The organism is Pseudomonas sediminis (assembly GCF_002741105.1).
GTDB classification, from domain to species: Bacteria; Pseudomonadota; Gammaproteobacteria; order Pseudomonadales; family Pseudomonadaceae; genus Aquipseudomonas; species Aquipseudomonas sediminis.
On record NZ_NIQU01000001.1, the window covers coordinates 476122 to 489574 of the forward strand.

Sequence of the window (13453 nt, forward strand, 5' to 3'; positions counted from 1 at the left end):
ATGCTGCATACCCTCGCCGTCGCCAACTACCGCTCGATCAACAGCCTGATCCTGCCGCTGGGCCGGCTCAACCTGATCACGGGCGCCAACGGCAGCGGCAAGTCCAACCTCTACCGCGCCCTGCGCCTGCTGGCGGAAACCGCACAAGGTGGCGTGGTCAACGCGCTGGCGCGCGAAGGTGGGCTGGAGTCGAGTTTCTGGGCCGGGCCAGAGAAAATTTCTCGGCGCATGCGCAGCGGCGAGGTGCCCGTACAGGGCGGCCCACGGCAGAACGTGATGCGTCTACGTCTGGGGTTTGCCGGTGATGATTTCGGCTATGCCATCGCCCTTGGTCTACCCGAGCCAAGCAGTTCGGCCTTCGCCCTCGACCCGGAGATCAAGCGTGAATGCATCTGGGCCGGCCCCAGCTATCGCCCCGCTTCGCTGCTGGTGGATCGCGCCGGGCCCATGGTGCGCATGCGTGAAGGTCGCAGTTGGCAGGTATTGGCCCAGCATGTGCCGAACTACGACAGCCTGTTCGACCAGATCGGCAACGACCCGAATTGCCCGGAAGTCTTCCAGCTACGCGAAACCATCCGCCGCTGGCGCTTCTACGATCACTTTCGCAGCGATGCCGAGGCGCCCGCGCGCCAACCGCAACTGGGCACGCGTACGCCAGTGCTGCATCACGATGGCCGCGACCTGGCTGCCGCGCTGCAGACCATCCGCGAGATAGGCGACCGCGCCGCACTGGACGCCGCCATCGACGACGCCTTTCCCGGCAGCCGTCTGCATATCGACTTTCAAGCGGGCGGGCGCTTCGCCGTGGAGCTGCGCCAGGAAGGCTTGCTGCGCCCGCTGAGCGCTGCAGAACTGTCCGACGGTACGTTGCGCTACCTGCTGCTGGTCGCCGCCCTGCTCACGCCGCGACCGCCCTCATTGATGGTGCTCAACGAGCCGGAAACCAGCCTGCACCCGGATCTGTTGCCTGCACTCGGTCGCCTGATCATCGCCGCCTCGAAGCAGACCCAGGTGTGGGTCGTCTCCCACGCCAGCCGCCTGATCGCCACGCTCAAGGAAAGCCCCGACTGCAACACCCTGGAGCTGGACAAACAGCTCGGCCAGACCTGCATTCGCGGCCAGGGCATGCTCGACGAGCCACCCTGGCATTGGCCGGATTAAGACGTCCGTAGGCTGCGCCGCGCGTACCGGCTTCTAATCGCAATCAGCTACGGTCCCGTGAAGCGCGGTGCGCATAGCGCACCCTACGTGTTCTCACAGCCCGTCGAGATAGCGCTCGACATCCAGCGCCGCCATGCAGCCGGCACCGGCCGAAGTGATCGCCTGGCGATAGACCGAGTCGGCCACATCACCGGCGGCGAACACACCGGGAATGCTGGTCGCGGTGGCATTGCCCTCGCGACCGCCATTGACCACCAGATAGCCATCCTTCAGCGCCAGCTGGCCTTCGAACAGGCTGGTATTGGGCGTATGACCGATGGCGACGAACAGCCCTTCGACACTCAGCTCGCGGTAGGCGCCGCCATATTGTTTCAAACGCACGCCGGTAACGCCGGTGGCATCACCCAGCACCTCGTCCACCTCGGCATTGAGCTGCAGCTCGATCTTGCCCTCGGCAATACGCGCATGCAGCTTGTCCTGCAGGATCTTCTCGGCACGGAAGGTCTCACGGCGATGGACCAGCGTGACCTTGCTGGCGATGTTGGCCAGGTACAGCGCCTCTTCCACCGCCGTATTGCCGCCGCCGACCACTGCCACCTCACGGCCGCGATAGAAGAAGCCGTCGCAGGTCGCGCACGCCGAAATGCCGCGCCCCATGAACGCCTCTTCACTGGGCAACCCCAGGTAACGCGCGCTGGCACCAGTGGCGATGATCAACGCGTCGCAACTATAGGTGCCGCTATCGCCGACTAGGGTGAATGGCTTGCCGGCCAGATCCACGGCGTTGATGTGGTCGAAAACGATCTCGGTCTCGAAGCGCTCGGCATGCTCTTGCATACGCTGCATCAGCGCCGGGCCGGTCAGGCCGTGCGGGTCGCCCGGCCAGTTGTCCACTTCGGTGGTGGTGGTCAGTTGACCGCCGGCCTGGATACCGGTGATCAGCAGCGGCTTCAGATTGGCGCGCGCGGCATACACCGCCGCGCTGTAACCAGCAGGGCCTGAACCCAGGATAATGACGCGGGCATGACGAACGGCGGACATCGCTAACTCCTCGCAGGCCCATAGGGCCGGCAGGCCAGAATAAAAAGGGACTCTCGAAGCACTAGGGGAAGGCTTGGAAGAATGAGAGCCCCGCAAAAGCGAAACTGTGCGCAAGGCTATCCAGGCCGCCGGGCCAGCGGAAATATCCATTACCAATTCCGCGAATAGAATCCGACTATGGCTGCGAGGCGCCCCTCTGAACTTTCGCCTCGGCGACGAAGTCGGTATGGTCGCGCGCATCAACCACTCAGGAGACCGCCATGCCCGCCGCTCCCGTCCTGTCCGGCCCGCAATACCTGCGAGAAGGCCTGAGGCTGGTACTCAGCCCTGGCCTGCGCCTGTTCGTGCTGCTGCCGCTAGCGGTCAATCTGATTCTGTTCGTCACCATGATCAGCTTTGCCGTGCAGCAGTTCAGCGGTTGGGTCGACACCTTCATGCCCACTCTGCCGAGCTGGCTGAGCTTTCTGCAGTACATCCTCTGGCCGCTGTTCGTGGTGCTGGTAGTGCTGATGGTGTTCTTCACCTTCACGATGCTAGCCAACATCATCGCCGCGCCGTTCAACGGGTTTCTCGCGGAGAAAGTCGAGGTGGTGGCGCGCGGCGAGGATCACTTCCCACCATTCAGTTGGGGCGAGCTGGTGGCCATGGTGCCGCGCACCATGGGCCGCGAGATGCGCAAGCTGGGTTACTTCCTGCCACGCGCCATCGGCCTGCTGATTCTCAGCTTCATCCCGGTGGTGAACCTGGTAGCCGCGCCGCTGTGGCTGCTGTTCGGCGTGTGGATGATGGCCGTGCAGTACATCGACTACCCGGCGGACAACAACAAGATGAGCTGGCAGGACATGCTCGCCTGGCTGCGCGAGAAGCGCTGGCAGAGCCTGAGTTTCGGCGGCATCACCTACGCCGCGCTGCTGGTGCCGGGGCTGAACATCCTGATGATGCCAGCCGCCGTGGCCGGCGCCACTTTGTTCTGGGTGCGCGAGCGCGGTGAGCAGGCGCTAGGTTCGCGCAAGGACATCGTGTAACGCCTGCATCGAGGCCTGCGACTCGCGTTCGATGCGCCTGCGCATGAACAGGCCATTGGCCAGGCGCATCGGCCAGCCGGCGAAACCGTATTCGAGGGTGCGCACGAACTCGCAGCCGCCCTCGACCGCCACGCACTCGTATGTCAACAGCAGGTGCAGGCCATGATCGCCACGCGCACTGGCCTGCCAACGCTGGGCCGGCTGATAGTCGAGCACGTCCCAGCATAGATGCCCGGCGCGGCCGCCTGCATGAATGTCTTCCTCGAATCGCTCGCCCGCGAGCAGCGTCCCCTCGCGACCGTAGATACGCAGTGACGACGGATGCCACTGCGGCCAGTGGCTAGGCGTTGCGGCGTAGGCCAGCACGCGATCGGCAGGTTGGCTGATACGAATACGGTGCTGCTGGCGGTTCTGTTGATGAATCGTCTCCGGCTCCCAGTGCAGGGTGCCGTACAGCCAGTCCATCAGCGGGTGGACGATGCCGAAGTTGCGCGAATGCATCAGCTCGCGGCGATGGTGCAGCGCATGCAGACGGCGCATCTGACGAATCCACGGCAAGCGTGACACAGGATGCTCCGCCGGCAGGTGCTCGCAGGCATGCACCACTTCGTAAGTCATGTAACCCAGCAACATGCTGCCGGCGAACAGCGCGGCGAAGTTGCCGTCGAGCTGAGACAGCAGCCACCAGGTGGCGAAAGTAGGCAGGCTGAACAGTACGATGAGCCAGGAAGGAAACAGAATCACCCGCCAGTCGCGCGCCGTTTCGTAAGGCATCAGCGTCTCGACGAAGAAGCTGTGGTGATCGCCGGTATGGCGCTTGTAGAAGAGTTTGCCGAAACGCGTCTTGTTGTGGCCGAGCCGTTTGTGCACCTGGTATTCACCCCAACTGAAGAACACCAGCGTTACCGGCACCAGCAGCCACTGCCAGGGCGCCACGGCCTCCAGCGTGCTCCCGAGCCAGCCGATACAGAGCAGCCCGTAGGCCAGCACGAACGCAGCGTGCAGCCAGGGGTTGTACCGCGGATGGATGGCAGCCCGGTAGTCGCTGCGAAAAGCCTGGGCATTGTCGTTGTTGTAGGCCATGGCGCTCTCCTGTGGATTGACAGCAGTCTAGGCCCGGCCAAATCATTCGAATAATGGATATTTGAAAAGAGCATTATCCGTGATAACGAATTTACGTCAGCTCGACCTCAACCTGCTGCTGGTCTTCGATGCGCTGATGCAGGAGGGCAATCTGACCCGCGCGGCACAGCGTCTGCACCTGAGCCAGTCGACGGTCAGCAACGCCCTCGCCCGTCTGCGTCAGCAACTGGGCGAGGAGTTGTTCCAGCGCACCGCGCGCGGCATGACGCCGACCGCGCGCGCTCTGGTGCTTTACCCACCCGTGCGTCAGGCGCTGCACTTGCTGCAGGCCGGCCTCGGCCCGGCAGAGCCTTTCGATGTGCAGGCGCCACACGTGTTCAGCCTGTCGCTCAACGACTACGCCCAGGCCGCGCTGCTGCCGATGCTGCAGGCGCATCTGGCCCGTGTCGCCCCGCAGGTGGAGGTTGTCGCGCACAGCGACGACGCCGACAACCTGCTGCCGCGCCTGGAGAGCGGTGCCCTGGACCTGGCCATCGATTATCTGCATGTCGATTCGCCCGACCTGCATTACGCGCCACTGCGCGAGGAGGCGTTGGTGGTGATCGGGCGCAAGGATCATCCAGCCTTCGTCGGCGGCCTGAACCTCAAGGATTACCAACAGGCTCGCCACGTGATCGTGACGCCGCGAGCAGGACGTGGCTCACCACTGGAAATCGTCCTGGGCTCGGCCAAGGTTCGGCGCCAGGCTGCGCTGCACCTGCCCAACTACCTGCCGATTCCGGCCATCGTCGCCCACACAGACCTACTCGGCACCATACCCGCGCGCCTGGCCGAAGCCTTCGCACCGCTGTTCGCCCTGCAGGTCGCACCATTGCCCTTCGACATGCCCGCCGTGCAGATCAGCCTGATCTGGCATCGCCAGCAGCACCACGACCCGGCACATGCCTGGCTACGCGAACAACTGCACGGCCTGCTCGCCTGACACATAACCGCAATCAAAACGTCATGCGCACTACATGACCCAGGCAGAGACTGGGCTTATGAACGCACCGTCTCTGCATATCGCGCTGATCAGCGAAACCTTCCCGCCGGAAATCAACGGCGTGGCCAACACCCTCGGCCGCCTGGTCGAAGGCCTGCTTGGCCGCGGCCACCGCGTGCAACTGATACGGCCGCGCCAGGACATCGACCACGCGCAGGACGCCGACGATGACCTGCTGCTGACCCGCGGCTGGCCGTTACCTGGCTACCCCGGCCTGCAATGGGGCCAGTCGTCGCTGCACAAGCTGCTCAGGCGCTGGCAGCGGCAACGCCCGGACGTGCTTTACATCGCCACCGAAGGCCCGCTGGGCCTGTCCGCCTTGCGCGCTGCCAGACGCCTGGCGATCCCGGTGGTCAGCGGTTTTCACACCAACTTCCAGCAGTACACCGGGCACTACGGCATCGGCCTGCTGACCCGGGCGATGACCAACTACCTGCGCTGGTTCCACAACCGCACGCAACTGACGCTGGTGCCGAGCATTGGCCAGAAGGTCGACCTCGAACGCCGCGACTTCGAACGCCTGGCCCTGCTCGCCCGCGGCGTCGACAGCCAGCTGTTCCATCCACGCCGGCGCAGCGACGCCCTGCGCGAAAGCTGGGGCCTGGGGCCGGATGACCTGGCGGTGCTGCATGTCGGTCGCCTCGCGGCGGAAAAGAACCTAGGCCTGCTGGTCAAGGCCTTCCGCACCTTGCAGACGGCCCACCCGCACCGCCGTATGCGCCTGATTCTGGTTGGCGACGGACCACTGCGCACCAGCCTGCAGGCGCAGCTACCGGAAGCGCTGTTCTGCGGTCTGCAGCGCGGTGAAACGCTGGCCGAGCACTACGCGTCAGGTGACCTTTTTCTGTTTCCCAGCCTGTCGGAAACCTTCGGCAACGTGGTGCTGGAAGCCCTGGCCTCGAGTCTCGGTGTGGTGGCGTTCGACCAAGCAGCGGCCGCCCAACATATCCATCACGGCCACAACGGCCTGCTCGCCCGTCCCGGTGACGAGGCAGGCTTTTGCGAAGCCGCCTGTGAATTACTGGGTGATGCGGAGGTACTGCGGCATATCCGCCTCAACGCCCGCCGACATGCCAGCCATCTGAGCTGGGACGACATCGTCGCGCTGTTCGAACAGCACCTGCGCAGTGCCATGCAGCCGGTGCCCGAACGGACACAGCCGGTGCACCTCGACACCCCGGTGGCGATCCCGAGCAAAACCTCAGATTCCCCGTAGGGTGCGCCGTGCGCAATGCGAACCTGACGCGATGCCGAACTGGTTCGTGCGGCGCTCCATCAAACAGCAGGCGTAAAAAAGCCCCGATGTGCCGGGGCTGAGAACGGGGCGCCGGATCGCGACGCCCGATAGAAACGGACTCAGACCAGTGTGGTCAGCGCATCGCGGCTGAACGGCAGGATGTCCTGCTCGCGGCCTTCACGCACCTTCAGCGCCCAGTCCGGGTCGACCAGCAGCGCGCGGCCCACGGCGACCAGGTCGAACTCTTCCTTGCTCAGGCGCTCGAGCAGGTTTTCCAGGCTGGCCGGCTCGGCCACCTTGTCGGTCTTGACCATGAACTGCAGGAACTCGCCATCCAGGCCGACGCTGCCGACGGTGATGGTCGGCTTGCCGGTGAGCTTGCGCGTCCAGCCGGCCAGGTTGAGGTCGCTGCCTTCGAACTCCGGCTCCCAGAAGCGGCGGGTCGAGCAATGGAAGATATCCACGCCAGCGTCGGACAGCGGCTTGAGGAAGGCCTCCAGCTGCTCCGGGCTCTGCACCAGGCGCGCGGTGTAATCCTGCTGCTTCCACTGCGAGAACCGCAGGATGATCGGGAAATCCGGGCCGACCGCCGCGCGCACAGCCTGGATCAGCTCGATGGCGAAGCGCGAACGCGCTGCCAGGTCGCCACCGTACTGGTCAGTGCGCTGGTTGCTGCCTTCCCAGAAGAACTGGTCGATCAGGTAACCGTGGGCGCCATGGATCTCCACGCCATCCATGCCGATAGCCTTGGCATCGCGCGCAGCCTGGGCGAAGGCGGCGATCACCTCGTCGATATCGGCCTGGGTCATGCCATGCACCACCACCTGGCCGTCCTTGACCTTCTCCATCGGGCCAAAGCCAGGAACGCTGGCATCCGGCTCGGTGCCCAACTTGCGCACGTTACCCACGTGCCAGAGCTGCGGGACGATCTTGCCGCCTTCGGCATGCACGGCGTCGACCACCTGCTTCCAGCCAGCCAGGGCGTCTTCGCCGTAGAAACGCGGTACGTTCGGGTAGCCGTTGGAGGCCTTGTGGCCGACCGTGGTGCCCTCGGTGACGATCAGGCCCACACCCGCGGCAGCGCGGCGACGGTAGTACTCGACGACTTTGGCGTTGGGCACGCCACCGGGCGAGAAGGAGCGGGTCATCGGCGCCATGACCACACGGGTCGGCAGCTCCAGGTTACCGAGGCGGAACGGGGCGAACAGGGCTTGAACGGGTGCGTTCATCATCTTTCCTCTGGGGTCGAACGGTAATCAGGCCTGCAGCAAACGCTCCAGGCGAGTGACGAAAGCTTCCAGCGGCTGCAGGTTGCGGCCCACCTTGAGGCGAGCCAACACGCCCTGCCAGGCGTCGCTGATAAAGGTAGCGAGGTTGCCGCAGTCCTCGTCGGCGGGCAGTTCACCGGCGGCCTGCGCCTGCTCCAGGCAATCGCGCAGGATCTCCACCGACGCCTGCTGGATGGCCGCGACCTCGGCACCGATCGCCGGCAGCATCTCGCTCATCTCGAAACTCAGGCTACCGATGAAGCAGTGGTACTGCGGCGTCTCCTGGCGAGCGAAGTGCGCCAGCAGGTCACGGTAATAAGCGAGGATGCGTGCACGTGGGCTCAGCGCCGGATCATTCAGTGCCTGGGCATAGCGCGCCAGCCGCGGCCGATAGATGAAGGCCAGCGCCTGCAGGGCGAAGTCTTCCTTGCTGGCGAAGTAGTGATAGAAGCTGCCCTTGGGAATCCCGGCCGCCTGGACGATCTCCAGCACGCCGGTGCCGTGGTAGCCGCGACGCGTCATCACCGCCGAGCCTTTGCTCAGGATCAGGTCGCGCTTGTCGAGTCGAATGCTGTTCATGGCGCCGAGCATATGACCGGTCGTCTCGCTCGCGACAGCACTATTGATATTGGTGATTAAGGATTAGAAAACACAAGACGAATGCCCACGACAGAACAGGTAGGAGCGAGCTCTGCTCGCGAAGCCTTTGGGTTATAGGATTCGCGAGCAGAGCTCGCTCCCACAGATCAACTCAGGGCTGCAGCCAGATCAGCGAGGCGAAACGCCCGGTGCGAGCACTGCGACGGTAGGAATAGAAGCGCGCATCGTTGTAAGTACAAAGCCCGCCACCGCTGACGGCAGTCACACCGAGAGCAGCCAGGCGAATACGCGCCAACTGGTAGATATCAGCCATGAACTTGCCCGCGTTGGCACCAGGCACAAATGCATTGGCAGCCTCGGCATGCTGTTGCACAAAGGCTTCACGCACTTCAGCCCCCACCTCGAACGCAGCCGGACCGATGGCCGGGCCGAGCCAGACCAGCAGCTCCTGCGGTGCAACGTTCAGCGCCTTGACGGTCGCCTCCAGCACACCACCAGCCAGCCCGCGCCAACCGGCATGAGCCGCTGCCACGCGGGTACCGGCGCGGTCGCAGAACAACGCTGGCAGGCAATCGGCGGTCATCGCCGTGCAGGCTATACCCGGCGTGGCCGTCCAGTTGCCATCGGCTTCGATGACTGTCGCCGGATCGGCTTCGGCCACCACGATGCCATGCACCTGGCGCAACCAGGCTGGCTGGCAACCCAGGGCATCAACCAGATGCTGACGATTGCTCGCCACTGCAATCGGGTCGTCCTCTACATGATCGCCCAGATTGAAGGTATCGAACGGCGCGGCGCTGACACCGCCACTGCGCGTGGTGATGCAAGCACGTACATTGGCTGGCGCAGGCCAGTCGGGCGTCAGCCAGTCGTGGGCACTCACCCGACGAAGGCCTCGCGATCCTGACGCAGCAGGGTCAACAGCCACACCAGATCATCCGGCAGCGCCGACTCCCACTTCATGCGTTTGCCGGTAGCCGGGTGATCCAGCTCGAGGAAACGCGCATGCAGGGCCTGACGCGGAAACTCCTTGAGGCTCTGCACCAGAGTCGGGCTGGCCGCTGGCGGAATGCGGAAACGGCCGGCATAGACAGGGTCACCCACCAGCGGATAGCCAACGTGGGTCATGTGTACGCGAATCTGGTGGGTACGCCCGGTTTCCAGCTTGACGCGCACATGGGTGTGCGAGCGGTAGCGCTCGAGCACGCGGTAGTGACTGATCGCTGGCTTGCCGCCATCGGTCACCGCCATGCGCTGACGCTGGCTGGAGCTGCGCCCAATCGGCGCATCGATGGTGCCGCCAGCAGTGATCACACCGATGCTGATGCATTCATAGATGCGGCTGACAGAACGCTTCTGCAGTTGCTCGACCAGATTGGTCTGCGCCTGCAGGGTCTTGGCCACCACCATCAGGCCAGTGGTGTCCTTGTCCAGACGATGGACGATGCCGGCGCGCGGTACGTTGACGATATCCGGCACGTGATGCAGCAAGGCATTGAGCAAGGTGCCGTCGGCATGTCCGGCAGCCGGGTGCACCACCAGACCTGCGGGTTTGTCGATCACCAGCAGGTGTTCGTCCTCATAGACGATGTTCAGTTCGATGTCCTGCGCGATCCACTCGCCCTGAGCTTCCTGCTCGGCATCGAGCACCAGCGTCGAGCCGGCATGCACGGTATCGCGCGGGCGCGCCACGGCGCCATCGACAGTCAGGCGACCTTCCTTGATCCAGGTGGAAAGGCGCGAACGGGAGAACTCGCCAAACAGCTGCGCAGCCACCTGGTCGAGACGTTGACCGCCCTGTTCAAAGGGGACGACGGCTTGGAGTTGAATCAGCTGCTTGTTTATAGAAGTCATCTTCGGCAACGGCGGGAGCCTGGCCTTTGGTTTCGGCGACAGGCTTGTGGTTAAATACGGCGTCTTTGCCCCAGGGGTTTCCGGGGGCGCTCATCATAACAGGACGGCCGCGCGGCCGTCACAGGGACGCAAGCCGCCATGCAAGTGAAACACCTGCTGCTGATCGCCATCCTCGCCCTTACCGCCGCCTGCTCTTCCAAGCAGCCGGAGGTCGATGAAAACCTCAGCGAGGTGGAGCTGTACCAGCAGGCCCAGGCCGACCTGGACAACCGCAGCTACACCCAGGCCATCGCCAAACTGAAGGCGCTGGAGTCGCGCTATCCGTTCGGGCGCTACGCCGAGCAGGCGCAGCTGGAACTGATCTACGCCTACTACAAGAATGCCGAGCCGGAAGCCGCCAAGTCCTCCGCCGAGCGCTTCATCCGCCTGCACCCGCAGCACGCCAACGTCGACTACGCCTACTACCTGAAGGGCCTGGCCTCGTTCGACCAGGACCGCGGCCTGCTGGCTCGCTTCCTGCCGCTGGACATGACCAAGCGCGACCCGGGCGCCGCACGCGACTCCTACAACGAGTTCGCCCAGCTCACCAGCCGTTACCCGACCAGCCGTTACGCCCCGGATGCCAAACAGCGCATGATTTACCTGCGCAACCTGCTGGCCGCCTATGAAATCCACGTAGCCCACTACTACCTGACCCGCCAAGCCTACGTCGCTGCCGGCAACCGTGGCCGCTATGTGGTGGAAAACTTCCAGGAAACCCCGTCGGTCGGCGATGGCCTGGCGATCATGACCGAGGCTTATCAGCGTCTGTCCCTGGACGACCTGGCTGCCACCAGCCTGGAAACCCTCAAGCTCAACTACCCTGACCACCCGAGCCTGGAAAGCGGCGAATTCGTCCCGCTCGAAGAAGAAGCCGACAACCGCTCCTGGCTGGCCAAGGCCACCCTGGGCCTGATCGAAACCGACACGCCACTGCCGCCGGGCGAAACCCGCGCTAGCCAGGACGTGATCCGTCAATACGAAGACGCCGCACAGCAGATTCCGCGCGAACTGCAGCAGGACGCCAAGACCGGCGAAACCGCCAAGAAGCGTTCGATCTGGAGCTACCTGACCTTCGGTCTGTTCGACTGATCGATGCATGACAGAACAAGGGAGGCCTCGGCCTCCCTTTTTTGTGCCTGCGCATTTCATCCAGGCTCAGTGCCGCCGCTCTGACTTGCAGCTCGCAGCCTCGGAATCAGCTCACAGCCTGCCACCGCCCCTCTGTGCCGATGGTCTCAGCTTGGCTAAACTGCCGGCTTTAACCGGATAAAAGAGCACACCATGGGCCTGTTCCGCCTGCTGTTCTGGGTTGCAGTGATCTTCGCCGCAATCTGGATCTGGCGTCGTTTCATCAGCAAAGCCAAACCTACTCGCCCCACCGAGGACGCCGCAGCCCCCATGGTGCGATGCGAGAACTGCGGTGTGCATATTCCCAAGACCCAGGCACTGAGCCAGGATCAGCGCTGGTACTGCAGCCAGAAACACCTTGAGCAAGGCCCACACACCGGTGATCGCTGACACCAGCGTACAGAACAGCAAACAAGGGCAGCGCATCCTCAGGCTCTACCACTTCTATCGCCTGAGCATCGGCCTGGCGCTGATCCTGCTAGTTTCCAGCAACCTCGACGAGCAGTTGCTGGATGTCGTGCATATCGAACTGTTTCGCACCGGCAGTTGGGTTTACCTGATCCTCAACATCTTCATCGCCGTGCTGGTGCAAAAGCCCAAGCACTTGGTGCAGCTGTTCAGCCTGGCACTGGTCGACGTGATCTTTCTCTCGGCCCTGTTCTACGCAGCCGGCGGCACGCCCAGCGGCATCGGCAACCTGCTGGTGGTCGCCGTGGCCATCGCTAACATCCTGCTGCGCGGCCGCATCGGCCTGCTGATCGCCGCCATTGCCGCGATGGCGCTGATCTACCTGACCTTCTACCTCAGCCTCAGCCGCCCCGCTGCTGCCGCACAATACGTCCAGGCCGGGGCCCTCGGCGCGCTGTGCTTCGCCGGCGCCTTGTTCATCCAGGGCATCACCCGCCGCCTGCAGGTCAGCGAAAGCCTGGCCGAACAACGCGCAGCCGACGTCGCCAGTCTGGAAGAACTCAACGAGCAGATCCTGCAGCGCATGCGCACCGGCATTCTGGTCCTCGACACCCAACATCGCGTACTGCTGGCCAATCAGGGCGCGACGCAGCTGCTCGGGCGAGGTGAACTCAGCGGCAAGATCATCGACCCGCACTGCCCAGAACTGGTCAAACGCCTCCAACAATGGCTGCATAACCCGACCCTACGCCCGGACAGCCTGCAGGCACAGGTCGACGGGCCGGTGCTACAGCCCAGTTTCATCTCCCTGCAACGCGGCGATCAGCAGCACACCCTGGTGTTTCTCGATGACATCTCGCAGATCGCTCAGCAGGCGCAACAGCTCAAGCTGGCCTCGCTCGGCCGTCTGACCGCTGGCATCGCTCACGAAATTCGCAATCCGCTCGGCGCCATCAGCCACGCAGCGCAGCTACTGCAGGAATCGGAGGATTTGCACGGCCCGGATCAGCGCCTGGCGCAGATCATCCAGGACCACTCCAAGCGCATGAACATGGTGATCGAGAACGTCCTGCAACTGTCGCGCAGGCGCCAGGCCGAGCCGCAACTGCTCGACCTGAAATACTGGCTGCACCGCTTCGCCAGCGAATTCCGCAGCTCGGCACCGGCGGATCGACAGATCCATCTGGAAACCCAGGGCGGCAGCCTGCAAACACGCATGGACCCACACCAGTTGACCCAGGTGCTGACCAATCTGGTGCAAAATGGCCTGCGCTACAGCGCGCAGAAACACCGACTCGGCCAGGTCTGGCTGCGCCTGTTCCGCGACGAGAGCAGCGATCTGCCAGTGCTGGAAATCCTCGACGACGGCCCCGGTGTGCCGCCCGAGCAGGAGCAGCACATCTTCGAGCCCTTCTACACCACCGAGAACAAGGGCACCGGCCTCGGCCTGTATATTTCTCGCGAGCTGTGCCAGGGCAACCAGGCCCGCCTCGACTATAAACCTCGTGAAGGTGGCGGCAGTTGCTTCCGCATCACCTTCGCCCATCCGCGCAAACTGAGCTGA

General features: G+C 63.9%; 13 protein-coding genes. 7 read left to right on the plus strand and 6 right to left on the minus strand.

What is annotated here, in order from left to right:
• On the plus strand, nt 1-1161 hold the full coding sequence (locus tag CDO35_RS02350; RefSeq protein WP_099522395.1) for an AAA family ATPase: 1161 nt from the start codon (nt 1-3) through the stop codon (nt 1159-1161).
• A gap of 93 nt (nt 1162-1254) precedes the next feature.
• Here the strand turns inward: CDO35_RS02350 and trxB are convergent, their stop codons facing one another.
• Entirely contained in the window at nt 1255-2202 is a 948-nt protein-coding gene (trxB, locus tag CDO35_RS02355) for a thioredoxin-disulfide reductase (RefSeq protein WP_099522396.1), read from the minus strand.
• A 260-nt stretch (nt 2203-2462) separates the two neighbouring features.
• Here trxB and cysZ point away from each other — a divergent pair, with 260 nt between their 5' ends.
• A complete protein-coding gene (gene cysZ, locus CDO35_RS02360) occupies nt 2463-3227 on the plus strand; it encodes a sulfate transporter CysZ (RefSeq protein WP_099522397.1) in 765 nt (254 codons plus the stop codon).
• Here cysZ and CDO35_RS02365 read toward each other — a convergent pair.
• Entirely contained in the window at nt 3201-4310 is a 1110-nt protein-coding gene (locus tag CDO35_RS02365) for an SRPBCC family protein (RefSeq protein WP_099522398.1), read from the minus strand. The two genes, cysZ and CDO35_RS02365, sit on opposite strands and share 27 nt — an antisense overlap.
• Before the next feature lie 79 nt (nt 4311-4389).
• Here CDO35_RS02365 and bsrA point away from each other — a divergent pair, with 79 nt between their 5' ends.
• Together bsrA and CDO35_RS02375 are read left to right on the plus strand one after the other, a co-directional pair.
• A complete protein-coding gene (bsrA, locus tag CDO35_RS02370; protein WP_099522399.1) occupies nt 4390-5292 on the plus strand; it encodes a LysR family transcriptional regulator BsrA in 903 nt (300 codons plus the stop codon).
• Between the two features lie 58 nt (nt 5293-5350).
• Nucleotides 5351-6568, plus strand: a complete 1218-nt coding sequence (locus CDO35_RS02375; RefSeq protein WP_099522400.1) for a glycosyltransferase family 4 protein — start codon at nt 5351-5353, stop codon at nt 6566-6568.
• Nucleotides 6569-6708: 140 nt separating this feature from the next.
• Here CDO35_RS02375 and CDO35_RS02380 read toward each other — a convergent pair whose 3' ends face one another.
• The 4 genes from CDO35_RS02380 to rluD form a co-directional block, all read right to left on the minus strand.
• Entirely contained in the window at nt 6709-7818 is a 1110-nt protein-coding gene (locus tag CDO35_RS02380; RefSeq protein WP_099522401.1) for an NADH:flavin oxidoreductase, read from the minus strand.
• A 27-nt stretch (nt 7819-7845) separates the two neighbouring features.
• Nucleotides 7846-8436, minus strand: a complete 591-nt coding sequence (locus CDO35_RS02385; RefSeq protein ID WP_074675792.1) for a TetR/AcrR family transcriptional regulator — start codon at nt 8434-8436, stop codon at nt 7846-7848.
• A gap of 172 nt (nt 8437-8608) precedes the next feature.
• The gene (gene pgeF / locus CDO35_RS02390; protein WP_099522403.1) at nt 8609-9340 is read right to left on the minus strand and encodes a peptidoglycan editing factor PgeF; all 732 of its coding nucleotides are present in this window, start codon (nt 9338-9340) and stop codon (nt 8609-8611) included.
• Nucleotides 9337-10311, minus strand: coding sequence for a 23S rRNA pseudouridine(1911/1915/1917) synthase RluD (rluD, locus tag CDO35_RS02395; protein ID WP_099522404.1), 975 nt, complete (start codon nt 10309-10311; stop codon nt 9337-9339). The genes pgeF and rluD overlap by 4 nt, the downstream gene beginning before the upstream one ends.
• A gap of 138 nt (nt 10312-10449) precedes the next feature.
• Between rluD and CDO35_RS02400 the strand changes: the two genes are divergently transcribed.
• The 3 genes from CDO35_RS02400 to CDO35_RS02410 all read left to right on the plus strand — a co-directional run bounded on the left by CDO35_RS02400 (nt 10450) and on the right by CDO35_RS02410 (nt 13453).
• Nucleotides 10450-11442, plus strand: a complete 993-nt coding sequence (locus CDO35_RS02400) for an outer membrane protein assembly factor BamD (protein ID WP_099522405.1) — start codon at nt 10450-10452, stop codon at nt 11440-11442.
• A gap of 192 nt (nt 11443-11634) precedes the next feature.
• Nucleotides 11635-11871: a PP0621 family protein gene (locus CDO35_RS02405; RefSeq protein WP_099522406.1), complete on the plus strand. Its 237-nt coding sequence runs from the start codon at nt 11635-11637 to the stop codon at nt 11869-11871.
• Nucleotides 11861-13453: a sensor histidine kinase gene (locus tag CDO35_RS02410; protein WP_099522407.1), complete on the plus strand. Its 1593-nt coding sequence runs from the start codon at nt 11861-11863 to the stop codon at nt 13451-13453. The genes CDO35_RS02405 and CDO35_RS02410 overlap by 11 nt, the downstream gene beginning before the upstream one ends.

Bases quoted from the DNA above. Each gene is read 5' to 3' on its own strand.
- CDO35_RS02400 (WP_099522405.1), top strand. From the start codon at position 10,450: ATGCAAGTGAAACACCTGCTGCTGATCGCCATCCTCGCCCTTACCGCC.
- CDO35_RS02365 (WP_099522398.1), bottom strand. From the start codon at position 4,310: ATGGCCTACAACAACGACAATGCCCAGGCTTTTCGCAGCGACTACCGG.
- CDO35_RS02350 (WP_099522395.1), top strand. From the start codon at position 1: ATGCTGCATACCCTCGCCGTCGCCAACTACCGCTCGATCAACAGCCTG.
- trxB (WP_099522396.1), bottom strand. From the start codon at position 2,202: ATGTCCGCCGTTCGTCATGCCCGCGTCATTATCCTGGGTTCAGGCCCT.
- CDO35_RS02380 (WP_099522401.1), bottom strand. From the start codon at position 7,818: ATGAACGCACCCGTTCAAGCCCTGTTCGCCCCGTTCCGCCTCGGTAAC.
- CDO35_RS02375 (WP_099522400.1), top strand. From the start codon at position 5,351: ATGAACGCACCGTCTCTGCATATCGCGCTGATCAGCGAAACCTTCCCG.
- CDO35_RS02385 (WP_074675792.1), bottom strand. From the start codon at position 8,436: ATGAACAGCATTCGACTCGACAAGCGCGACCTGATCCTGAGCAAAGGC.
- cysZ (WP_099522397.1), top strand. From the start codon at position 2,463: ATGCCCGCCGCTCCCGTCCTGTCCGGCCCGCAATACCTGCGAGAAGGC.
- rluD (WP_099522404.1), bottom strand. From the start codon at position 10,311: ATGACTTCTATAAACAAGCAGCTGATTCAACTCCAAGCCGTCGTCCCC.
- CDO35_RS02405 (WP_099522406.1), top strand. From the start codon at position 11,635: ATGGGCCTGTTCCGCCTGCTGTTCTGGGTTGCAGTGATCTTCGCCGCA.